We start from the raw sequence: 20970 nt of genomic DNA on the forward strand, positions 1-20970 counted from the left end.
CGATTATATCCGATTATCGTGCGAACCGACAGGGCCTATCTTCGTTGTCATCAGAAGCGAAGGAGACTGATCATGGCCAATATCGACAAAGCCGGTACGTTCAAACTCGGAGACCACACGGTCAAGCGCCTCGGCTACGGCGCGATGCAGCTCGCCGGCAAAGGCGTATTCGGCCCGCCGAAGGATCATGACGCCGCGATTGCCGTGCTGCGGGCAGTCATCGAAAGCGGTGTGAACCATATCGACACCAGCGATTTTTATGGCCCGCATGTCACCAACAAGCTGATCAAGGAAGCGCTGCATCCCTACACCGACGATCTCGTCATCGTCACCAAGATCGGCGCACGGCGTGGCGAAGATGCATCCTGGCTGCCGGCCTTTTCTGCGCAGGACCTAGAGCAGGCAGTGCACGACAACCTCAAAAATCTCGGCCTCGACGTTATCGATGTCGTGAACCTGCGGCTGATGTTCGGCGTGCATGGTCCGGCGGAAGGTTCGCTGGAGGCACCGCTGACAGCACTGGCGGAATTGCAGCGCAAGGGACTGGTTCGCCATATCGGCCTCAGCAACGTCACGCCGACACAGCTTGCCGAGGGACGCAAGATCGCCGACATCGTCTGCGTGCAGAACATGTACAATCTGGCGCATCGCGATGACGACACGCTGATCGACGATCTCGCCCGCGACGGCATTGCCTATGTGCCGTTCTTCCCGCTCGGTGGTTTCAGCCCGCTGCAATCCTCTACGCTGTCGGATGTGGCAGTGCGGCTTGGCGCGACGCCGATGCAGGTGGCGCTGGCATGGCTATTGAAGCGCTCGCCGAACATTCTGCTGATCCCCGGCACGTCTTCTGTCGGGCACCTGCGGGAAAATCTCGCGGTTACGGAAGTGGAACTGTCGGACGCGGTGATGGTCGAGCTGGATGGCGTGGCCGCGATCAAGGCGGCCTGAGTTTTCACGAAAGAGGCAAGGCCTCTCTGTCGGGAGAGGCCTTTTCAGCATCAGGCACTGTAAATTGCCTGCAGACGCGCCAGATCGGCGATCTTCAGTTCCACCGGATCGGCGCCATCCCGCGGAGGCTTGAACCATGTGATCGCGTCGCTCACCGCCGTGGCGTGTGGCTCGGGATAACCGCCGAGCCCGATCGCCCATTGACGGACGATCTCGCGATCCATGCGACCGGCCGCATAACGGTCATGCACGGTTTTCGCTGAATGGGTCAGGTCTTCGACCTTCTTCATCAGTGAACAGCCGGCTCGGGATCCTCGCCGCCGAAGAATGAACGGATACCGTCGCGCTCCACCGTGGCGAGAAATTCCTCGAAAGCCTCGCGATCGGTGGCAAAAGGCTCTTCCCAGCTCGTCAAGTCGTCTTCTTCGGTGATGACCTCGAGAATCCAGTCGTTCTGCGTGCCGGCCGGACGATAGATATCCACCAGGACGGTCACGTCATCCTCGGTGAACTCGCCCGCCAGTTCGGAACGCTCCATCTCGGGTTCGTCGTGTTCGTTCGTCATATCGTCTTCCATGGGTTTCATCTCTTCACGCCGTGAATGCTTGAGATATACCGGCTTGATGGCACATGCCACAACCCGGCGACAAACAGGCCTTTCTCACACAGCCTTTTTGTCGCGACAGCTGCAAACGTGGCATATTTGCCGAGCTTTTCCACGACAGTGTGGAAATGCCGCCAATGTGATGGCCGCTAGCTTGTCCGCCGGAAAGCGCCGGTTCAGAACGGATCATCATTGTTTCGAAGAGATTCCGTACCCCCACATGACCAGCGAACTTCAATTGTCGCGACGCGCCTTCGTCATCGGCTCTGTCGCCATGACCGCTACCCTTGCCGGCTGCGCCACCAGCACAGGCCCGAAAAATGTGCCCGTTCCAGAACAGGTGCGCCGCCCGATCGTTCCGGCCACGGAAGCAGAACTGCAGGAACGTTATGCCGCCGTTTCCGATGGTGGGCACCAGATTCCTGCCATTCCTTACCAGCAGATCGACCCCAAATATTATCGCCAGCGTGTAATCGATCCGACTGGCGAGACGCCCGGTACGGTGGTCGTGAACACACCGGATCGTTTTCTCTACGTGGTCGAACCGGGTGGCACCGCCATGCGTTACGGTGTCGGCATCGGCCGTGACGGTTTTGCCTGGCAGGGCGAAGGTGTCATTCACTGGCGCCAGCCTTGGCCGCGTTGGAAGCCACCGGCTGACATGATCGCCCGCCAGCCGGGCCTCTCCCGCTTCTCGGTCGAAAACGGCGGCATGGATCCGGGCATCAAGAACCCGCTCGGCGCCCGTGCGCTCTACATTTTCCAGAACAATCAGGACACGCTCTACCGCCTGCACGGTTCACCGGAATGGCAGTCGATCGGCAAGGCAACCTCTTCCGGCTGCGTGCGCCTGATCAACCAGGATGTCATCGATCTCTACAGCCGCGTGCCCTATCACGCCCGGATCGTCGTGCATCAGTAAGCGGCAGGTCGCGCTTGCCGTTGATTTTGCAAGCGTGCCGGGCTAGCCCGGTCATCGGATCAACGGCAGGTGCGGAATATGGCTAAAGAGCGCGTTCAGAAAACACTGGTCGAGCGTGTGCAGGCTGTCGCCGGCAGCCTGACTGCGACCGAACAGAAGCTGATTTCAGAGCTGATGCGGGCGCCGCGCGACGTGGCGATCGGCACGTCCAGCGAATTCGCCGCCCGGCTCGGTGTGCATGAGGCAACTACCTCACGCCTTGCCCGCAAACTGGGCTTTGCCTCCTACGGAGAATTTCGCGACGAATTGCGCCGCGAATTTTTGAAAGTTGCCGATCCGGCCGAGCGCATTTCCGCAACGCTCAATGATGCGAGAGCACAGGGTTTCCTGCCGCTTCTGGTGGCCAGCGAGTTGGCGGCGCTGACGGCCATGACCGACCACATTTCCGATGCGCGCATTCTCGAAGCTGCGGAAAAACTCGATTGCCGTCGTGTGTTCATTTATGGACATGGCAATGCCGAGGTCCTTTCCGTGCTGATGGAACGCCGGTTGCGGCGGCTGGGCATAGACAGCCATCCGCTATCCGGCAACCCGCGCGATCTCGCCGAACAGATGCTGACACTGTCCGCAGATGACGCACTTCTCCTCTTCGCCTTCCGCCGTCAGCCGCCTGATTATGAGCGGCTGATGCAGGTGGCGGCAGAGAGCAGAGCGAAGACCGTGGTGATTTCCGGCACGATCGGTCCGTCGCTGACGCCGAACCCGGATGTGCTGCTTTCCGCCCCCCGCGCCGGCATGCCCGACAGCTTTCAGACACTGACCGTGCCGATGGCGATCTGCAACGCCGTCGTTCTGGCGCTAGCGGAACGCAGAGGCCCGGATGCGCTGGCCACGCTCGACCGGTTGGGCGACCTGATTGCAAAATTCGAAAACTGATTTGCAAGAAAACTTGCACGTCATAAAACTGTAGCAAGAATACCTTACACGGCACTCCGAACCCTTCAACGGAGCCACTTCCATGCGCCGCATCCTCACTGCCACCGCTGCATTTCTGATGACCACCGCTGCTTTCGCACAAGACCTCGACAGCAAGTCCGCTGCCGACCTGCTGCCGCAGGCAAAACAGGAAGGCAAGGTCACGGTCTATGCCTTTACCAGCCGTATCGGCCGTGTCGAAAAGGCGTTTGAAGCGGCCTACCCGGGCATCGACATGGTGACCTTCGACATGTCCTCCACCGAGCAGATCGCCCGCATCAAGAGCGAGGCGCAGGCAGGCTTGGCCGGTGCCGACGTGATCTACATTTCCGATGCGCCGGTTGTTCTGACCGAGCTTTTCGCCAATAAGCTGGTTGCGCCTTACGTGCCGCCGCGTGTTGCCGGTGATCTTGCCGAAGGGTTCAAGTCGCCGCTTCTGGCCCAGCGCCTGTCCACCAAGGTTCTGATGTATAACGAGGAAGCGCATCCGCAAGGTTCGCCGGTCAAGAACCTCTGGGACCTGACCAAACCGGAATGGAAGGGCCGCGTGATCATGGTCGATCCGCTGCAGCGCGGCGATTACCTCGACCTGATGACGGAAATCGTGCTAAAATCCGACGAGATGGCGACGGCTTACGAAGCCGCTTTCGGCAAGAAGATCGAACTGACGGACGGCAATGAAAATGCCGGCCAGCAGTTCATCACCAACCTGTTTGCCAATGACCTCGTTCTGGTCGGCTCGACCGACGACGTCAACAAGGCGATCGGCGCCAAGGGTCAGGAAAAGCCGCCGATCGGCTTCACCAGCTATTCCGACCGTCGCGACAACGAGGATGAAGGCTGGGCGCTGCAGGTGGCCAACGACGTTGCGCCGTCGAACGGTATCGTTTTCCCGGCGCTTCTGGCGCTGAACTCGAAGCCGGCAAACCCTGCTGCCGCCCGCCTCGCTGTCGATTTCATGATGGGTGACGACAGCGAAACCGGTGGCGACGGATTCAAGCCCTTCTACGTTGCCGGCGACTGGGCGACCCGCTCCGACATCAAGCCGCACAAGGATGCCATTCCGCTTGCCGACTTCAAGGGCTGGCAGATGGCGCCGGAAGAGACGGCAAAAATCCGCGCCGAAGTGGCGGATTTCATTCTCGCACTGCAGTGAGTTTTTCAAGTGGAGACGGGCGGCTTTGTGCGCCTGTCTCTCCAGACGCGGCACCAATCGTTCTCGATGCTGAAGCGCTTGTATCTGGATCCTCGGTTTAAACCCAAGGATCCAGATACAAGCAACACAACATGGCGAGCGGCGAAACCCTGCCCTCGTTATCCGGAGTACCACATGACCACCCTGCTCGGGCCGATCGGTTCAGCACTCAACAAACGCGGCCTGACGCTTGCCATGGCGCTGGCGCTCGTCGTGCTGGTGGCGGCACCGCTTGCCACCATTCTCGTGCAGACGCTTTACCCATCCTCAGCCGCCTGGGGCGATGTGCTGGCCAGCCGCCTTTCGCAAAACCTCTTCTGGCGCCCGACCATCAACACCATGATCATCGGGCTCGGCGTGGCTGCCGGATGCGTGTTGCTGGGTGGCTTTCTCGCCTGGCTGGTCGTCATGACCGACATTCCCGGCCGCCCTGCGATCGCATTCATGGCAACGCTGCCCTTCATGATCCCGAGTTTTGCCACGGCACTTGCCTGGGGAACCGTCTTCCGCAACGGCCGTGTCGGCGGCGGAGGCGGCCTGCTGGAAGGCCTCGGCTTTGCCGTGCCCGACTGGCTGTCATGGGGCATGACACCGACCATCGTCGTGTTGATCGCCCATTATTATTCGCTGGCCTTCACCGTCATTGCCGCAGCCCTTGCCACCGTCAACGGTGATCTCGTCGAAGCCGCGCAGATGACCGGCGCCTCGCGCAAACGTATCCTGTTCGGCATCGTGCTGCCCGTCGTCACGCCCGCCATCATCGCCGGTGGGTCGCTGGCCTTTGCCGGTGCCGTTTCCAATTTTGCCGCCCCTGCCCTGCTTGGCCTGCCGGTGCGCATGCAGACGCTTTCCACCCGCCTGTTCGGCATGATCGAGATCGGCCAGACGGAGCGCGGTTATGTTCTCGCTATTCTGCTGATCGGCATTTCCGCGATTTTCCTCGGGCTTGGCAACCGCATGCTCTCCGGCCGCCGCAGCTTTGCGACCATCGGCGGCAAAGGGGCAAAACCGCGCTGCTTCGCGCTTGGTGGCGCGCGTCTGCCACTGACCATGGCAGCATGGGTGATCTGTATTCTCACCACCATCCTGCCGATCCTGCTGCTCGTCGCGGCAAGCCTTGCACCGTCCTCGCTCTCGCTGTTTTCCGACTGGACGCTGCATTACTGGATCGGCTCTTCCGACCCCGCCTTTGCCCGTGGCCAGCCCGGCATTTTTCATAATCCGCTGCTTCTCTCGGCGCTGACGACGACGCTGATCCTCGGCGCCTCGGTTGCATTGGCCGCAAACATCATCGGCATCCTGATCGCCGTGGCCCTCACGCGGCAAAAAGTGCCGGTGCTGAGCAACCTCGTTTCGCAGCTCAGCTTTCTGCCCATGCTGTTGCCCGGCATCGCCTTTGCCGCCGCCTATATCGCGCTTTACGGCGCGCCGATTGGCCCGTTACCGGCGCTTTACGGTACCAAGCTGCTGCTGGCGCTGGCACTCACCGCCGCCATGTTGCCCTTCGCGGTGCAGACGGGCCGCGCCACAGTCTCGCAGATTTCGGGCGATATCGACGAGGCGGCGCGCATGACCGGAGCCGGTTTCTTCCGCAGGTTAGGCGCCATCACGCTGCCGCTTGCCGCGCGTGGTCTGGCGGCAGGCCTGCTGATCACCTTCGTCAACGTCATCGGCGATCTGGCAATCACCATTCTTCTCTACACGCCGACCTCACCGCTTCTGGCCGTGCTGTCCTATTCCTATGCATCCGACGGGTTCCACCAGTTCGCCAATGCGGTGACGCTGGTCATCCTGATCATTTCCATGCTGGCCACCGGCGCCGCCACGCTTCTGCGCGGCCGCCGTCGCCAGTCCTTCACTTGAGGTCACGCCGTGATTTCCCTCGAAAACATCACAAAATCCTTTGGCAACTCCAATGCCGTTTCAAATGTGAGCTTTTCCGTGCCGGAAGGTTCGTTTCTGGTCCTGCTTGGCCCCTCCGGCTGCGGCAAGAGCACCATGCTACGCATGCTGGCGGGACTTGACCAGCCGACATCCGGCAAAATGCAGTTCGGCGATACTTTGGTGGCCGATGGCAACACTGGCCATTCGCTGCCGCCCGCCGATCGCAATGCCGGCCTGGTGTTCCAGTCCTATGCGCTATGGCCGCATATGACGGTGGCCGGCAATATCGAATGGCCGCTGAAGGTGGCAAAGCTGCCGACAGAAGAACGGCGCGCACGCGTGTTGGAAGTCATGGAAATGCTCGGCATCGAAAAACTCGCCAACCGTTATCCCGGTGAAATTTCCGGCGGCCAGCAGCAGCGCGTGGCGCTGGCCCGCATGATCGCACCGCGGCCAAAAGTGATGTTGTTCGATGAGCCGCTTTCCAATCTGGACGCCACCTTGCGCGTGGAAATGCGGTTCGAACTGCTGAAGGTTCACGCGGCGACAGGTGCCACCGCCGTCTACGTCACCCACGATCAGGTGGAGGCCATGACCATGGCGACGCATGTCGCGGTGATGAATAATGGCCGTATCGAACAGTTCGACGCGCCGGACAGGCTGCTGGCCGAACCGGCCTCGGCCTTCGTCGCCGGATTCGTCGGCACGCCGGCGGCAAACCTCATCCCGATCGAAAACGGAAAATGGTTCGGCACCATGCCCGATCCACTGCTGCGCGATCAATCCGGCCACGCCATGGTGCGCGCCGAACAGATCACGGTGGCCGACGAGGACGGCCCACGCACATTCGAGGCGGTTCTGGCCGAAGTCGTGCCAATGGCCGGCCGTTTTCTGGTGACCGGCATCGCCCACGGCATTCGCATCACCGCTGTCTCCGATCAGGTGGCACGCCCGTCGGGGAAACTGCGCTTCCGCCTTCCATCCGCGCCAGCGGCAATTTTTGATAAACAGGGAACACGCATTTCATGAAACGCATCCTTCTGGTTCGCCACGGCGAAAGCGAATGGAACGCCATCCGCCGCCTGCAGGGACAGGCCGATATCGAACTTTCGACACGCGGCAAACAGCAGGCCAGCGCCTTGGCACCGATGGTGGCGAGCTTCAATCCCGGCCTTGTGCTGACCTCCGATCTCAAGCGTGCGGCCGATACGGCGGCTCTTCTCGGCCATGCGGATGCGGTGCGCGAACCTCTTCTTCGCGAACAGAATGTCGGCGCATGGACGGGCATGGAAATCGCCCAGCTGGTAGCGGACGCGCCGAGCGCCTATGCCGGCTGGCGGGCCGGCACGTTTGCCCCGGAGAACGGTGAGATCTGGGCCGATTTTCGCGCCCGTATCCGTCAGGCACTGGACCGGGCAATCACTGCCGAAGCCGAGACGGTTCTGATGGTCTGCCATGGTGGCGTCATCCGCGCCGCCCTCGATGGTGCACTCGGCCTGTCTCCGGCGCGCATCATCCCGGTCGGACCGGCCAGCCTGACAATTCTTGCCTTTCCGAGAGGCGAACCGCGGCTGGAAGTGTTCAATGCCACGACATTCGCGCCGATCATCGACGCGCCGGACTGAGGCCGGTTACATTCCGGTACCACCACGCCCAAGGACAGAGCGGCACCAGGTGAGAACGGCCTCTTCATCAAAAGGCAGCAGCACCGACATATCGCCCGTATAGGCATTCCAGCCTTCGACATGCTCCGGCTTGACGGAGGTCAACACTGGCACGTCCAGTTCAAGGGCCTTTTCGTAGACCGCACGCAGACCGTTACCCTCGGTTTCCGTGCGACCGAAACGATTAAGAACGAGAACTTCCATCTGCTTATTCATCCGAGCAAGCGTTCTGCCTGCCAGATCGGCAAGAACACCTGTGTCCAGACGACAGCCAGAACCGGGACCACCCCGTGGCTGCATGATGGTAAAGGTTTCACCAGTCTCGATATCCTTCGCGACAACCTCGGCATCATGGCCGGCCGGCACGGGATATTCCCGCTGCACGTGACCGGCGACACGCACCCCATCCGCCATCAGCGTTTTGATGAGCGAATCGAACAGCGGTTCGGCGGAGGTGCCCTTTGGCAGCACGATGGCGGCCAGCGGAGCAGAGCGCATGTTCGGCATGGGGCTTCCCGGTTCAATCCTATCTCAGCCGACATAACTGATTGCGGCGAGCCTTGCACCTTCGAATGACAGCTTATGGGCGGCAGTTTTTAACCTGCTGCGTGTCCCATCCGTCGGGCCGGTTTTGTGCAATGCGGCCACACCATGAGCGAATATGGACGCTTGCGGAAAAACTGGCTGCAAAATTCCACGGTTTTTTACAAATTGTCTGGAAGCTACAATACCTGAGAAGCTAACTCAGGTTAGTAAATTTCCGGGACATCACATCGGCGTTACCTGTCAGTTCCTCTCCGGAACATGGCAGTCCTCGTTTCATGCGACATCTCCCGTAAAAGGAAAGCGGCGCTTCCGGGCCAAGGTCCTTCAGTGTCTAATTAATCTTTGGAACGTGAAACATGAACAGCAAAAGAACCGGCCGAACCAAGCGACGTATCCTCACACGCCGAGTCAACACGGTTCTTCTGAGTTGCACAGCGATCATCGCACTGACGCCCGGACTGGTGGTTGCACAGGAGGCGGATTCAGGCTCCACAACTGTTCTCCAGACCATTACCGTTCAGGGCAATGGCGGCGATGACGATTCGAAGACGATCGTTGCCAATCGCACGACCGGTGCGGGCAAGCTGCCAGGCGAAGTGCTGACCACGCCTGCTTCTGTGTCCGTCGTCACCGCCAAGGAAATCCAGGAACGCGGCGCAACCAGCGTCGAACAGGTCGTTCAATATACGGCCGGCGTAGTCACCGATTTCTACGGTGCCGATGACCGCTTCGATTATTTCGACATTCGCGGCTTCACGCCTTACACCTACCGCGACGGTCTGGCGATCGGCAGAACGTTTGGCGGCGTCAAGGAAGAGCCCTATGCCTACGAGCGTCTCGAAGTCCTAAAGGGCGTCAGCTCGGCGGGCTTTGGCGTAGCCGAACCGGGTGGCTCCGTGAACTACGTCAGCAAGACGCCCAAGAGCGAGCGTTTCGGCGAGGTCTATACGACCGGCGGCTCTTATGCGCACAAGGAAGTCGGCTTCGATTTCGGCGACAACATCACGCAGGACGACACGCTTTCCTACCGTCTGACCGGCAAGCTGCAGCGCGCCGATGCGGAATACGATTTTTCGCGTGACGACGAAAACTTCTTCATGGGTGGCCTGACCTGGCGCCCGACTGACGCAACCAGCCTGACCTTCGTCTACGACCATCTGGACAAGAAGGGCGTTCCGGGCAGCGGCGGCTATCCGCTGGAAGGCGATTTTGACCGATCCGCATTTTTCGGCGAGCCGGACTATTACTTCAACAACGTGAACCGCAACAGCTACAGCCTGATGTTCGACCATGACTTCGGCAATGGTCTGACCTTCGGCTCCAAGGCGCGCTACAGCAGTTCGCAGGTGAATGCTGCCAGCGCCTATCTCTTGGCGACCGACAATGCCACGAACACGGCCACACGCTATTTCTACGGCAGCAATAAATCCTATGATCAGTTCATCGTCGACGCGAACCTGACCTATGAGGCGAATTTCGACAGCGTGGACAGCCGCACGCTTGTTGGTGTCGAATACAACGACTACCAATCGGACAACTATACGCTCTACACGGACGCGGCCCCGATCAACTGGCTGAACCCGATCTATTCCGGTGGCCCGGCGGCCGGCACAGCACTGTCGTTGGAAACCGACGAGCAGACGACAAAGGCGCTTTATCTGCAAGAAGAGTTGACGTTTGCCGATAGGCTGACAGTGAGCCTTGGCCTCCGCAACGATTGGCTTGATCTGACGAGCGGCACGACCTCCGACGACCACAGCGAATTCACCAAGCGTATCGGCGCAAGCTACAAGATCACCCCAGAACTGGCAGCCTTTGCCAGCTACGGTGAATCGGTGGCACCGCCAACGACAGGAGCCGAACCAACAACCGGAAAACAGTATGAAGTCGGCTTGAAATACAAGCCGGACGCGTTTCCGGCGCTGTTCACGGCATCATTTTATGATCTGACGAAGGAAAACATCACAACCTACGATTACGTCACCTATCTGCCGACCACGGTCGCGAAGGTCCGCAATCGCGGTATCGAGCTTGAGGCCAAGGCTGAAGTCACGGACAATATCAACCTGATCGCCGCCTACAGCTACATCGACTCCAAGATCGATGAACCCGGTGGCGACAATGATGGCAACCGCCTCATGCGCGTGCCGGAGCATGTGGCATCCGTCTGGGGCACCTATACGCTGCAGGGCGATGGCGCGCGTGGCGACATGACATTCGGTCTCGGCGCACGATACATGGGCGAATATTTCACCAATATCGAGAACACCACTTACGGCGAGGAATCGATCCTGTTCGATGCCGCCTTTACCTACAAGGTGCGCGAGAACACGACATTCCAGCTGAATGTCAGCAACCTGTTTGACGAAAAGCACATTGCCCAGCGCGACGATGCTGCTGGCGTCAAGTTCTACAACGCGGGCCGTACCATCATGGCGACACTGCGCCAGAGCTGGTAAAATAACAAAACCCCGCCCCGATATTTCCGGGCGGGGTTTTTCGTTCAGATCGGATCGAGGTCGCCTTTAGCGCGCCTTATGCATGCGTCGCCAAGAGGCCGGGGTATCTCCGACCACCTGCTTGAATGTCTTGGTCAGATGCGCCTGATCGGTAAAGCCGAGTTTCGCGGCCACATCCGTCACCGTCATGTCGCTTTCGAGCATGATCTGCTGGGCGAGTTCAACCCGACGGCCCAGTTGCCACTGCAGCGGTGTCTGGCCGGTCGTGTTCTTGAAAACCTTGTTGAACCAGCTTTCCGACAATCCGACAGTGGCGGCCATTTCCGCAACAGTCAGCCGAAGGCCGCCATCCATTGCCGCGCGAGAAACAAGCTTGTTCAGCTGTGCCTGCGAAAGCTTGTATTTCCACCCTTCGTCATCATCGATCGGAATATCGAGGAGCCCGGTGACGAGGCTACCGACCAGACTTTCGGCATAGACCAGGTGCCGGCTCGGCTTATCCACCTCATGGACCAGCAGGTTCGCAAGGGGTTCGATGGAACCGATATCATGCATTTCCACAGGCCGCACCAGTGCCGCTCTCGCCGCCGACGTGCCGAGCGACGGCGTTAAAAACTTCAAGAGGCGGTCACGATGAATATGCACATCGAGATGCGAAAAGCGGTGGTCTGCACAGGCAGAAGTCCACATGGGAACTCCAGCCGGCACATAGATGGCGCGGCACATGGCGCGGAGATCCAGGCCCGGGCCTTCACTTTGGTTCGACATGTTGAACTGGGCAGAGATGTCGTTGAAGAAGATCATCACACGAGGATCGGTCGAAACGTAATATCCCTTGGCGCCGACCTTGCAGCTTGCCTCCCAAAAGACGCCGACCGCCCCGTCGAGGCAACGCCATTTGACCGGCGCCGTCGGCGTGATGCCTTGCGTATAGGCAGTCATGGATGGGATGTAGGACACCTAGGAACCCGTATATGGCGGGGCAAAAGCCTCAAAAGTTGATCAGCGTTATCATCTCTCGGCAAGGGGGGCAATCAACCGCCGATCGGTGCGGTGAACCCCGATCAATGCAATCCACCAACACCCAGCAGGCGGTCTATCACGTCGTGATCCCCGGACAGCGCCTGTGGTGTGCCGGTCCAGGCAATACGGCCGCGCTCCATGATCATCACCCGATCGGCGAATTCCAGTGCACTCTGAATACGCTGCTCGACAAGCAGGATGGTGGTTTCGCCCGACTGTGCCAGCAATGAAAAAGCCGCCATCAGTTCTTCGCAGATGACCGGAGCAAGGCCTTCCAGCGGCTCATCCAGCAAGAGCACGCTCGGCTGGCCGAGAATGGTGCGGGCGGTCGACAACATCTGCTGTTCGCCGCCCGATAGCTGGCTGCCGAGATTGGTGCGCCTCTCCTTCAACCGCGGAAACATTGTGTAGGCTTCCTCGACTGCCGATTTTGGACGCGCCTTCAGGCCGACAAACAGGTTTTCCTCAACCGTCAGGCTGGGAAAAACATCGCGCGTCTGCGGCACATAACCAAGCCCCGACAGCGCACGGGCAGCACTGGGCTGAGAGGCAATATCTTGACCACCAAGACGGATTTCGCCGGCGTAACGCCGCGTCTGGCCGGCGATGGTGGCGAACAGGCTGGTCTTGCCCATGCCGTTGCGGCCGAGCACGGCGAGGCGTTCGCCGGCCGGCACCGAAAATGAGACATCCTCGATCACCCGCGTCGGGCCGTAACCGGCCGACAGGTTGATCACCTCAAGCGACGCTGCCGGCATTGGCGTAACTCCCCAGATAAGCTTCGCGCACAGCCACATCCTGCTTCACATCCTGCGGCGAACCATCGAAGATGACTGTACCGGCGGCCAGCACCATGACCCGTTTGGCGAAACGGAAAACCAGATCCATGTCGTGTTCGATCATCAGCACCGCGAGATCCGGCGGCAACATGTCGAGCGCGCGTTCGATGCGGGCGGTTTCGGCCTGCGGCACCCCGGCGGCCGGTTCATCCAGCAGCAGAACCTTTGGCCGCAGCGCCATGGCGAGCGCGATTTCCAGAAGACGCTGCTGGCCATAGGCAATCTCGCGCACTTTTAGATGAGCGAGTTCGTTCAGCCCAAGAAGGTTGAGGATTTCGCCGACCTCTTCCACGACAGGACGCATGGCATCATGACGGCCGAACATGCGGGTGGATTTGCCATCACGCTGCAGGATGGCGAGTGCGACATGTTCCTGCGGTGTCATGTCGGCAAAAAGCCGCGTGACCTGAAACGAACGGACGAGGCCGCGGCTCACACGCTGGCGTGCCTTGAGGCCGGTGACATCTTCTCCCGCCAGCGCAATCGACCCGCCATCCGGCTTGATATGGCCGGTGACGAGATTGACGAACGTGGTTTTTCCCGCGCCGTTCGGGCCGATCAGGGCAAGGCGATCACCCGGCGCAAGCGACAGTGACACGTTATCGGTGACCGCGAGGCCGCCAAAATTCTTGCGCAGATTTTTGACCTCGAACAAGCTCATTTGCCACCTCCGCGACGGCGCGAAAGGAAGGCGGCGGCGGCGCCATAGAGACCCTTTGGCGCAAACAGCACGACCACGATCAGAAGCGCGCCGACAATAGTCAGCCAATGGAACGGGTTGGCGGCGGAGACGACATCCTCGAACCACATGAAACTGACCGTGCCGACCATGGCGCCATAAAGCGAACCAGTACCACCCAGCACCAGCATGACCAACGCTTCCGCCGACATCGTAAACGACAGGCTGTCGAGGCCGACCACTTGCGTGGAGATGGCGTTGAGCGCGCCACCGATACCGGCGACTGCACCCGATATCACATACATGCGCAGCATGACCGAATGCACGGATGCACCCATTGCGGCAACACGCACCGGATCTTCCCGCACGCCGCGCGCCAGCATACCGAAGGGCGACTGCACGAGTACGCGGAGGAGCACGAAGACGATCAGCAGCAGGATGATGCCGTAGACATAGGCCGTGCGGCCCCAGAGATCGAATTCGAACAGGCCGAGCAGCGCATCCGTGGTGATGCCGGAGAGACCGTCGCTGCCGCCGGTCCAGCCCGACGCCTTGTTGGCGACTTCGTGAAAGAGGTGAACGACGGCGATCGACAGCACCAGTTGCGGCAGTCCATGCGCGCGCAAAATCACGAGGCCGGAAACGAGGCCCGCCAACGCCCCGGCGGCAGCGCCGATCAGCGTCATGGTCAGCGGTTCGGTAATGCCGAAATGGGCGGACACGATGCCGGCGCCATAGGCCCCTGCCCCGAACAAGGCCGCATGGCCGAGCGTGGCGACACCGCAATAACCGGTGACGAGATCGATCGACAGCACCAAAAGCATGGTGGCAATGATGCGGGTGAGCAGCGCCAGATTGTTGGGGAACAGAAAATAACCGATGACGCTCGCCGCAACGATGACGGCGATGCCGATCAGCGTTCCGAGTGGCCGGCGGCGTGTGGGAAGAGTGCTATCCATCAGAGCCGCCATTATTTGAACCGCCCCGCAAGACCGCGCGGGAACAAGGTGACGATGACGATCACCGCGAGATAGAAAAAGAACTCACCATATTCCGGCGCAAGATAGCGCCCAGTAGTATCGATCGCGCCGAGCAGAAGACAGGCGATAAGCGCGCCGGGAATGGAACCGGCGCCGCCGATCGAGACGGCGACGAGGAAGGTCACCATGTAGCGCAGCGCGTAATAGGGTTCGACCGGCAGCAGTTCGGCACCAACGACACCCCCGAAAGCGGCAAGTCCCACGGCGACGGCAAAGCTGACCGCATACACCAGCTGCGTGCGCACCCCCAACGCTGCGGCCATCGGCGCATTATCGACGGCGGCGCGCAGGCGGATGCCAAAGGCGGTGCGCTCGATCAGGAACCACAGGCCACCGGCGACAACGAGGCCGCAGACGATGGCGAAGATACGATGCGTGGCAATGGCGCGGAAACCGAGATCGATCGAACCGGAGAGCGTTTCCGGCAGCGGGATGGTTTTCAGTGTCGGGCCAAAGGCATAGTTGGCGAGACCGATGACACAGAAGGTGATGCCGATGGTCATCAGCACCTGTGTCAGTTCCGGCGCGCCATAGATGCGACGGTAAAGCAGCCGTTCGATCGGCACGGCGATGATGGCGGTGGCGATGACGGCGATCAGGATGGCCGGGGCATAACCGAAGCCAAGGTCACGCGTGGCATAGGAGGCGAGATAACCGCCGATCATGGCAAAAGCGCCATGGGCAAGATTGACGACCCGCATCAGGCCCATCGTCACCGACAGCCCGATCGAGATCACGAACAGCACCATGCCATAGGCAAGGGCGTCGATGGCTATGCTCAAAACAGTCTGCATGCGTGATTATGGGTCCTAAAATCAACGTGTTTGCGGCGGTGTATATTTCAGCCGACCTGCCATTTTGTTGCAGGAAGACCGATTGCAGATGAATGAGAACGGCGTGGCCTGCTTCCTCTGATCTCCACCGTGAGGGCGAGACGCCACCGATAGGTGACAGAAGGGGTAACGGTGCGGCAGATGGATCCCAGTCGGCATTGGCGCCAGCCCCTCTGCCCTGCCGGGCATCTCCCCCTCAAGGGAGGAGATCGGCAGAACGGCACACCATGCATTCAACACGCAGCAGCCTGCCCTCAAGAAGCAGATCGGCTGGCTGGCCCCTTAAATTTGGGTCCAACCTGCCGGGAAAGACATCCTCAAACCTTACTTCGCCGCCGCCAGACCCGGATCGCCCTGACGTTCAAACGTCTTGATTTCCTTGTTGATATAAGCGCCATCCGGCCCCTTGGTCACTTCACGCAGATAAATGTTCTGGGTGATGTGGCGGCTTTCGGCGTCGATCGAAACCGGGCCGCGCGGGCTGGTCCATGACAGACCCTTGACCGCATCGACAGCCTTTTTGGCATCCTGCTTACCACCGGTCGCCTCGATCATCTTGTAGATGACATGCATGCCGTCATAAGCGCCGACGGCCGGGAAGGACAGTTCCGCCGGATTGCCGATCGCCTTGGATGCGGCTTCGACAAACGCCTTGTTTTCCGGTGAATCGTGGCTGACAGCATAATGGAACGTGGTCTGCACGCCCGCAGCCGCTTCGCCCAATGCCGGAAGGTCGGATTCCTGCGTCAGGTCGCCCGGCGAAAAAATCTTGATGCCGGCGGTTTTCAGGCCATTCTGGTTATAGGCTTTCACGAAACCAAGCGTGGTCGGGCCCGACGGCAGGAAGGCGAAAACCGCACCTGCGCCGGAATCCTTGATGCGCTGCATGATCGGCGAAAAATCATTGGTCGACAGCGGCATGCGGATGGCCTCGACAACCTTGCCGCCGGCCTTTTCAAAACCGGCCTTGAAGGCGTTTTCAGCATCGACGCCCGGACCGTAATCGCTGACCACGGTGATCACCTTGTCGACGCCGGCATCCTTGGCGACCTGCGCGATCGGCGTGGACGTCTGCCATGTGGTGAAGGACGTGCGCACCACATACGGGCTCTTGGTGACGATGGCCGAGGTGGCGGCATTCATCACCACCATCGGCACATTGCCCTGCTGAAGGATCGGCGTTGCCGCCATCGCATCCGGGGTGAAATAGAAGCCGGCGAGATATTGCACGCCTTCCTTGACGATCAGTTCCTGCGCCAGCGCCTTGGATTGTGCCGGATCGGCCTGCGGCACGTCGCGATAGATGATCTCGACATCGTTATCGCCGACCTTGGCACCGTTGACCGCCATATAGGCATCGATACCGGCCTTGAAGTTTTTGCCCTGCAGCGCGAACGGACCGGAAAACGGTCCGACGACGCCAACCTTGATGGTGGCCGCTTCAGCGCTGACACTCATTGCAAGAGCCGCGATGGCGGCGCCCAAAAATCTCTTCATGTTACCCTCCCTGATGCGAAAGCCCTTCGGGCCTCCCGTTCCGCATTCAAATTGCAGTTTGTCATAAGGTGTGGCCAAGTAAAATGAATTGGCCGAGATGACCCATATGCAAAAGGTTATGATTCAAGGCAATGTCGGACGGGACTAATCCCGGCCGATTGAACGGATATTACCGGCCAGTTCCAGCGCCAAGCGCAAGGAGGCGCCGGTCGAAACCGCCATCTGCGGCAAGGTCAGCCATTCCAGCGTCCAGGCGGCCCCCGAACGTTCCTGTTCATGCACAAGTGCCTGATGCATGCCGGAAAGCTGGGCTGCGTTAAAGCGGGCGAGAGATACAAGAACTTCCGCCGCCACCGGGTTCTGCTTGTGCGCCATCGCCGACGAAGCACCACCGCCGGCCAGCACGATCTCGGATCCGGCTTCGGCCAGAAGCGCAATGTCCTGCCCGAATTTTCCGAGGCTTCCGGTTATCAAAGACAGAAGCCCGGCAAGCTCGCCAAGACGGTCACGCTGGCTCTGCCATTGCGCATGGTTGCCAAGCCCAAGGTCCTCCGCGAGTGCTTCACGCACGACCACGCCTTCCTCACCCAGCGCATCCAGCGTACCGGCGGCGCCGCCGAACTGCAGGACCAAAGCGCTTTCGGCAAAAGCTTCCAGTCTTGCACGGTGACGGGCGAGCGGTTCGCACCATGCACGGATGCGATCGGACACTTTTATCTCGATCGCCGCCTGCATGCGGGTATGGCCCATCATCACGTGATGGCCAAAACTCTTGTCGAGATCGGCAAAAGCGGAATCAAGCTTTTCCATACGATCTTCGAGAAGCGCTGCAACCCCGCGCAGCCGCAACATCAGGCTGGTATCGACCACGTCCTGGCTGGTGGCACCTTTATGAACATGCCGGCCGACTTCCGGCCCGCAGGCTTCTCGCAACTGGCGTATCAATTCCGGCACCACAACGCCATCACGCGCAGTGGCGATCCGCAGCTTTTCCATATCCGGGGCGAAATGCGCGCAGACTTCGGCGATACGCTCTGCCGCCAAAACAGGGATAGAGCCTTCCGCCGCCTCGCTGGAGGCGAGCGCCATCTCGAAATCCAGCATGGCCTTGATATCGGCATTGGCGGTAAAAAATGCAGCCGTTTCCGTGTCGCCGACGAGGCCGGACAGGAAAGGATGATCGAAGGCGGATACGCTCATGAAAACCGATGCCTTACGCTTCTCAGATATCGAAGAACACGGTCTCGTCTTCGCCCTGAAGATGGATGTCGAAAGACACCGTGTCACCTTCGCGGCTGCCGATCAAGGTTTTCACCCGGCTGCGGTGTTCCAGGCGCATCAGGATCGGGTCTTGCGCATTGGCCTCTTCCTCATCGGAAAAATACATGCGGGTATGCAGGCCGATATTGATGCCGCGCGCGACAATCCACAACGTCACATGCGGCGCCATCATGCGGCCGTCGTTGAAGGGCACGCGGCCGGGCTTGATCGTTTCAAACACGAACTCGCCGGTTGTCATGTCGGCCGGACAACGCCCCCAGCCCAAAAAGTTCGGGTCGGCCTTGCCACGCGTTTCGGACGGGCTGTTGTAAAAACCGTCGCTATCGGCCTGCCAGATCTCGATCATCGCATCCTTGAGCGGCGTGCCGATGCCATCGAGAACACGGCCGCGAATGGTGATGCGTTCGCCACGGGTCTTGTCATTGGCGAGCGGGCCGGAACCGAGATCGGTTTCATAAACACCTTCAATGCCGGTAAAATTCGGTGTGCAGCCGATATGCACGTAAGGACCGGCAGTCTGCGAGGCTGACTCCTTCAGGTAACCGAGAGGCTGAGGCATATCAGTTACCCTCCTTGCGGTTCTCGAAAAAGGTCGAGCGGCGGCCACGCAAGATGATGTCGAACTTGTAGGCGCGCATATCCATAGGGATGGTCGCGTTCATGTCCAAAGGCGCGATCAGCTGGTGGATCGCCTGCTCGTCCGGAATGGTTTTTACGATCGGACACAGCCAGATCATCGGATCGCCCTCAAAATACATCTGGGTGATCAGGCGCTGCGAAAAACCATGCCCGAACACGGAAAAATGGATATGCGCCGGGCGCCAGTCGTTGACGCCGTTCGGCCAGGGATAGGCACCGGGCTTGATCGTCTTGAACCAGTAATACCCGTTTTCATCGGTGATCGTGCGGCCGAAACCGCCGAAATTCGGATCGATGGCGGCGAGATAGGTCTCCTTCTTGTGGCGATACCGCCCGCCGGCATTGGCCTGCCAGAATTCCACCAGCGCGCCATCGACGCCGCGCCCGCGTTCATCCAGCACGCGGCCATGCACGAGAATGCGCTGGCCGATCGCCATTTCACCGGGGCGTGCGTAATTGACGATCAGGTCGTTATCGAACTCGCCGAGAATGTTGTGGCCGAAGACCGGGCCGGTGATTTCGCTTTTCGTACCATCCAGCGAGATCAGCGCCTTTTGCGGCGAGCGCAGCACGGAGGTCTTGTAACCCGGCGTATAGGCCGGCGGATGGATGGAGCGGTCGCGTGCGAAAAACGCGCCGGTTTCAGGTCTCTCGTTCTTCACTCCGCCTCCTCCCCGGCGACTTTGCCGGCGGCATCCATTTCGGCATAAGCTGCCTTGACGATCTTGAATGCATGATTGGCGGCCGGCACGCCGGCATAGATCGCCACATGCAACAGCGCCTCGCAGAGATCCTCCCGGCTCGCGCCGGTATTCTTGGTGGCGCGCACATGCATCGCCACTTCCTCATGCTGGCCGAGTGCCGCAAGCAGCGCGATCGTGACGATCGAGCGTTCGCGTTTCGACCAGGTCTCCCTCGACCAGACATTGCCCCAGGCGGTTTCGGTGATCAACTCCTGAAACGGCTGGTCGAACGGGGTTTCGTTGGCCAGCGCCCGGTCGACATGGGCATCACCCAGAACGGCGCGTCGTGTCGCGAGGCCTTTGCTATAACGCTCGGAGGTTTGCGGGGTGTTGGCCATGGTTCACTCTCCGGGCAATTGGGCGAGAAACTCGCGGATGACGGCGGCATAAGCTGCGGGTGCCTCGACACACGGAATATGCGCGGCGTTTTCGATGACGTGGTAGCGGCTGCCGGGCACGAGATCGGCCAGCGAGCGCACCAGTTCAGGCGGGGTCGAGCCATCCTCGGCGCCGGCGATGCAGAGCGTCGGAACAGCAATGTTCTTTGCGACTTCGGTGAAATCCGCATCCCGAATGGCGGCGCAGGTGCCACTGTAACCGGCAACTGGCTGGCGCAGCAGCATGTTGCAATACCCGCGATAAGCGGCGTTTTCCGGCACACGATGGGCGGCGGTGAACCAGCGCCCCATGATGCCATCGACCATGGGGCCGAGACCTTCCGCCTCCACCTTGGCGATACGCTCATTCCACATGTCGGCGGTGCCGATTTTGTGGGCGGTGTTGGAGAGGATCAGCGCGCGCACCAGATCCGGCCGCGTCGCATAGAGCGACTGCGCGATCAGACCGCCGACCGACAGGCCGCAGATGATGACGTTCGCATAACCCAGATGGTCGATGACGCCGGCGAGATCGGCGGCGTGGTCTTCGATCCTGTAAGGCGGCTTGCCGAGATCGGAGAGGCCATGGCCGCGCTTGTCATAGCTGACGAGTGTAAAATCCTCGGACAATTTCGGCAGGACGAGATCCCAGATGCGTGCATCGGTGCCCAGAGAGTTGATGAACACGATGACCGGCTTGCGGTCTCCCGCGCCCGCCACGTCATAGCGGATGACCACGTCGTTGATCGAAACGAACTGCATGCGAAATTCTCCTCCACGAAGGAGATTGCAGCGATCAAATGGTTAGGTAAAATGATT

22 protein-coding genes are annotated in these 20970 nt (G+C 60.1%); 8 read left to right on the forward strand and 14 right to left on the reverse strand.

The genetic code is table 11. The annotated features are described in order from the left end of the window. Positions 1–72 precede the first annotated feature (72 nt). The gene (locus GAO09_RS21100; protein ID WP_153357101.1) at positions 73–951 is read left to right on the forward strand and encodes an aldo/keto reductase family oxidoreductase; all 879 of its coding nucleotides are present in this window, start codon (positions 73–75) and stop codon (positions 949–951) included. A 50-nt stretch (positions 952–1001) separates the two neighbouring features. Here the strand turns inward: GAO09_RS21100 and GAO09_RS21105 are convergent, their stop codons facing one another. Then, complete coding sequence (locus GAO09_RS21105; protein WP_153357103.1) at positions 1002–1241, reverse strand: hypothetical protein; 240 nt, start codon at positions 1239–1241, stop codon at positions 1002–1004. After that, complete coding sequence (locus GAO09_RS21110; RefSeq protein WP_153357106.1) at positions 1241–1516, reverse strand: hypothetical protein; 276 nt, start codon at positions 1514–1516, stop codon at positions 1241–1243. Before GAO09_RS21110 ends, GAO09_RS21105 begins: the two co-directional genes overlap by 1 nt. Positions 1517–1775: 259 nt before the next feature. Between GAO09_RS21110 and GAO09_RS21115 the strand changes: the two genes are divergently transcribed. From GAO09_RS21115 to GAO09_RS21140, 6 genes are all read left to right on the forward strand, one after another. Next, complete coding sequence (locus GAO09_RS21115) at positions 1776–2477, forward strand: L,D-transpeptidase (protein ID WP_153357108.1); 702 nt, start codon at positions 1776–1778, stop codon at positions 2475–2477. A 78-nt stretch (positions 2478–2555) separates the two neighbouring features. Further along, on the forward strand, positions 2556–3413 hold the full coding sequence (locus GAO09_RS21120) for a MurR/RpiR family transcriptional regulator (RefSeq protein ID WP_153357111.1): 858 nt from the start codon (positions 2556–2558) through the stop codon (positions 3411–3413). Positions 3414–3495: 82 nt separating this feature from the next. Continuing rightward, a complete protein-coding gene (locus GAO09_RS21125; protein WP_153357114.1) occupies positions 3496–4608 on the forward strand; it encodes an ABC transporter substrate-binding protein in 1113 nt (370 codons plus the stop codon). A 174-nt stretch (positions 4609–4782) separates the two neighbouring features. Further along, positions 4783–6510 (forward strand): ABC transporter permease, encoded by a 1728-nt coding sequence (locus tag GAO09_RS21130; RefSeq protein ID WP_153357116.1) that lies wholly within the window; start codon positions 4783–4785, stop codon positions 6508–6510. Positions 6511–6519: 9 nt separating this feature from the next. After that, a complete protein-coding gene (locus GAO09_RS21135; RefSeq protein WP_324184856.1) occupies positions 6520–7560 on the forward strand; it encodes an ABC transporter ATP-binding protein in 1041 nt (346 codons plus the stop codon). Continuing rightward, positions 7557–8156, forward strand: coding sequence for a histidine phosphatase family protein (locus tag GAO09_RS21140; protein ID WP_153357119.1), 600 nt, complete (start codon positions 7557–7559; stop codon positions 8154–8156). Before GAO09_RS21135 ends, GAO09_RS21140 begins: the two co-directional genes overlap by 4 nt. Before the next feature lie 6 nt (positions 8157–8162). Here GAO09_RS21140 and GAO09_RS21145 read toward each other — a convergent pair whose 3' ends face one another. After that, positions 8163–8702 carry a DUF2478 domain-containing protein gene (locus tag GAO09_RS21145; protein WP_153357122.1) on the reverse strand — a complete coding sequence of 180 codons (540 nt, stop codon included), beginning with the start codon at positions 8700–8702 and terminating at the stop codon, positions 8163–8165. A gap of 395 nt (positions 8703–9097) precedes the next feature. On the opposite strand from GAO09_RS21145, the gene GAO09_RS21150 reads away from it, so the two are divergent. Next, the gene (locus GAO09_RS21150) at positions 9098–11200 is read left to right on the forward strand and encodes a TonB-dependent siderophore receptor (RefSeq protein ID WP_153357125.1); all 2103 of its coding nucleotides are present in this window, start codon (positions 9098–9100) and stop codon (positions 11198–11200) included. Between the two features lie 66 nt (positions 11201–11266). On the opposite strand, the gene GAO09_RS21155 is transcribed toward GAO09_RS21150, so the two are convergent. The 11 genes from GAO09_RS21155 to pcaD all read right to left on the reverse strand — a co-directional run bounded on the left by GAO09_RS21155 (position 11267) and on the right by pcaD (position 20913). Beyond that, positions 11267–12160: a helix-turn-helix domain-containing protein gene (locus GAO09_RS21155; RefSeq protein WP_324184857.1), complete on the reverse strand. Its 894-nt coding sequence runs from the start codon at positions 12158–12160 to the stop codon at positions 11267–11269. Positions 12161–12264: 104 nt separating this feature from the next. Beyond that, entirely contained in the window at positions 12265–12981 is a 717-nt protein-coding gene (locus tag GAO09_RS21160) for an ABC transporter ATP-binding protein (RefSeq protein WP_153357128.1), read from the reverse strand. Then, positions 12962–13723: an ABC transporter ATP-binding protein gene (locus GAO09_RS21165; RefSeq protein ID WP_153357130.1), complete on the reverse strand. Its 762-nt coding sequence runs from the start codon at positions 13721–13723 to the stop codon at positions 12962–12964. The genes GAO09_RS21160 and GAO09_RS21165 overlap by 20 nt, the downstream gene beginning before the upstream one ends. Further along, positions 13720–14712, reverse strand: a complete 993-nt coding sequence (locus GAO09_RS21170) for a branched-chain amino acid ABC transporter permease (RefSeq protein ID WP_153357134.1) — start codon at positions 14710–14712, stop codon at positions 13720–13722. The genes GAO09_RS21165 and GAO09_RS21170 overlap by 4 nt, the downstream gene beginning before the upstream one ends. Further along, a complete protein-coding gene (locus GAO09_RS21175; protein WP_153357137.1) occupies positions 14712–15575 on the reverse strand; it encodes a branched-chain amino acid ABC transporter permease in 864 nt (287 codons plus the stop codon). Before GAO09_RS21175 ends, GAO09_RS21170 begins: the two co-directional genes overlap by 1 nt. A gap of 363 nt (positions 15576–15938) precedes the next feature. Beyond that, positions 15939–17111, reverse strand: coding sequence for an ABC transporter substrate-binding protein (locus tag GAO09_RS21180; RefSeq protein ID WP_153357140.1), 1173 nt, complete (start codon positions 17109–17111; stop codon positions 15939–15941). Positions 17112–17255: 144 nt separating this feature from the next. Next, positions 17256–18311 carry a 3-carboxy-cis,cis-muconate cycloisomerase gene (locus GAO09_RS21185; protein WP_153357143.1) on the reverse strand — a complete coding sequence of 352 codons (1056 nt, stop codon included), beginning with the start codon at positions 18309–18311 and terminating at the stop codon, positions 17256–17258. 22 nt (positions 18312–18333) lie between these two features. After that, positions 18334–18951 (reverse strand): protocatechuate 3,4-dioxygenase subunit alpha, encoded by a 618-nt coding sequence (gene pcaG / locus GAO09_RS21190; RefSeq protein WP_153357146.1) that lies wholly within the window; start codon positions 18949–18951, stop codon positions 18334–18336. Position 18952: 1 nt separating this feature from the next. Beyond that, positions 18953–19693 (reverse strand): protocatechuate 3,4-dioxygenase subunit beta, encoded by a 741-nt coding sequence (gene pcaH, locus GAO09_RS21195; protein ID WP_324184858.1) that lies wholly within the window; start codon positions 19691–19693, stop codon positions 18953–18955. Then, the gene (pcaC, locus tag GAO09_RS21200; protein WP_235938364.1) at positions 19690–20112 is read right to left on the reverse strand and encodes a 4-carboxymuconolactone decarboxylase; all 423 of its coding nucleotides are present in this window, start codon (positions 20110–20112) and stop codon (positions 19690–19692) included. The genes pcaH and pcaC overlap by 4 nt, the downstream gene beginning before the upstream one ends. A gap of 3 nt (positions 20113–20115) precedes the next feature. Next, on the reverse strand, positions 20116–20913 hold the full coding sequence (pcaD, locus tag GAO09_RS21205) for a 3-oxoadipate enol-lactonase (protein WP_153357152.1): 798 nt from the start codon (positions 20911–20913) through the stop codon (positions 20116–20118). Between the last annotated feature and the right edge of the window lie 57 nt (positions 20914–20970).

The sequence above is a fragment of the Endobacterium cereale genome (assembly GCF_009617585.1).
GTDB classification, from domain to species: Bacteria; Pseudomonadota; Alphaproteobacteria; order Rhizobiales; family Rhizobiaceae; genus Neorhizobium; species Neorhizobium cereale.

What these genes read in the sequence shown, in the direction of transcription:
- GAO09_RS21100 (WP_153357101.1), top strand. Translation starts at nt 73, where the DNA reads ATGGCCAATATCGACAAAGCCGGTACGTTCAAACTCGGAGACCACACG.
- GAO09_RS21105 (WP_153357103.1), bottom strand. Translation starts at nt 1,241, where the DNA reads ATGAAGAAGGTCGAAGACCTGACCCATTCAGCGAAAACCGTGCATGAC.
- GAO09_RS21110 (WP_153357106.1), bottom strand. Translation starts at nt 1,516, where the DNA reads ATGACGAACGAACACGACGAACCCGAGATGGAGCGTTCCGAACTGGCG.
- GAO09_RS21115 (WP_153357108.1), top strand. Translation starts at nt 1,776, where the DNA reads ATGACCAGCGAACTTCAATTGTCGCGACGCGCCTTCGTCATCGGCTCT.
- GAO09_RS21120 (WP_153357111.1), top strand. Translation starts at nt 2,556, where the DNA reads ATGGCTAAAGAGCGCGTTCAGAAAACACTGGTCGAGCGTGTGCAGGCT.
- GAO09_RS21125 (WP_153357114.1), top strand. Translation starts at nt 3,496, where the DNA reads ATGCGCCGCATCCTCACTGCCACCGCTGCATTTCTGATGACCACCGCT.
- GAO09_RS21130 (WP_153357116.1), top strand. Translation starts at nt 4,783, where the DNA reads ATGACCACCCTGCTCGGGCCGATCGGTTCAGCACTCAACAAACGCGGC.
- GAO09_RS21140 (WP_153357119.1), top strand. Translation starts at nt 7,557, where the DNA reads ATGAAACGCATCCTTCTGGTTCGCCACGGCGAAAGCGAATGGAACGCC.
- GAO09_RS21145 (WP_153357122.1), bottom strand. Translation starts at nt 8,702, where the DNA reads ATGCCGAACATGCGCTCTGCTCCGCTGGCCGCCATCGTGCTGCCAAAG.
- GAO09_RS21150 (WP_153357125.1), top strand. Translation starts at nt 9,098, where the DNA reads ATGAACAGCAAAAGAACCGGCCGAACCAAGCGACGTATCCTCACACGC.
- GAO09_RS21160 (WP_153357128.1), bottom strand. Translation starts at nt 12,981, where the DNA reads ATGCCGGCAGCGTCGCTTGAGGTGATCAACCTGTCGGCCGGTTACGGC.
- GAO09_RS21165 (WP_153357130.1), bottom strand. Translation starts at nt 13,723, where the DNA reads ATGAGCTTGTTCGAGGTCAAAAATCTGCGCAAGAATTTTGGCGGCCTC.
- GAO09_RS21170 (WP_153357134.1), bottom strand. Translation starts at nt 14,712, where the DNA reads ATGGCGGCTCTGATGGATAGCACTCTTCCCACACGCCGCCGGCCACTC.
- GAO09_RS21175 (WP_153357137.1), bottom strand. Translation starts at nt 15,575, where the DNA reads ATGCAGACTGTTTTGAGCATAGCCATCGACGCCCTTGCCTATGGCATG.
- GAO09_RS21180 (WP_153357140.1), bottom strand. Translation starts at nt 17,111, where the DNA reads ATGAAGAGATTTTTGGGCGCCGCCATCGCGGCTCTTGCAATGAGTGTC.
- GAO09_RS21185 (WP_153357143.1), bottom strand. Translation starts at nt 18,311, where the DNA reads ATGAGCGTATCCGCCTTCGATCATCCTTTCCTGTCCGGCCTCGTCGGC.
- pcaG (WP_153357146.1), bottom strand. Translation starts at nt 18,951, where the DNA reads ATGCCTCAGCCTCTCGGTTACCTGAAGGAGTCAGCCTCGCAGACTGCC.
- pcaC (WP_235938364.1), bottom strand. Translation starts at nt 20,112, where the DNA reads ATGGCCAACACCCCGCAAACCTCCGAGCGTTATAGCAAAGGCCTCGCG.
- pcaD (WP_153357152.1), bottom strand. Translation starts at nt 20,913, where the DNA reads ATGCAGTTCGTTTCGATCAACGACGTGGTCATCCGCTATGACGTGGCG.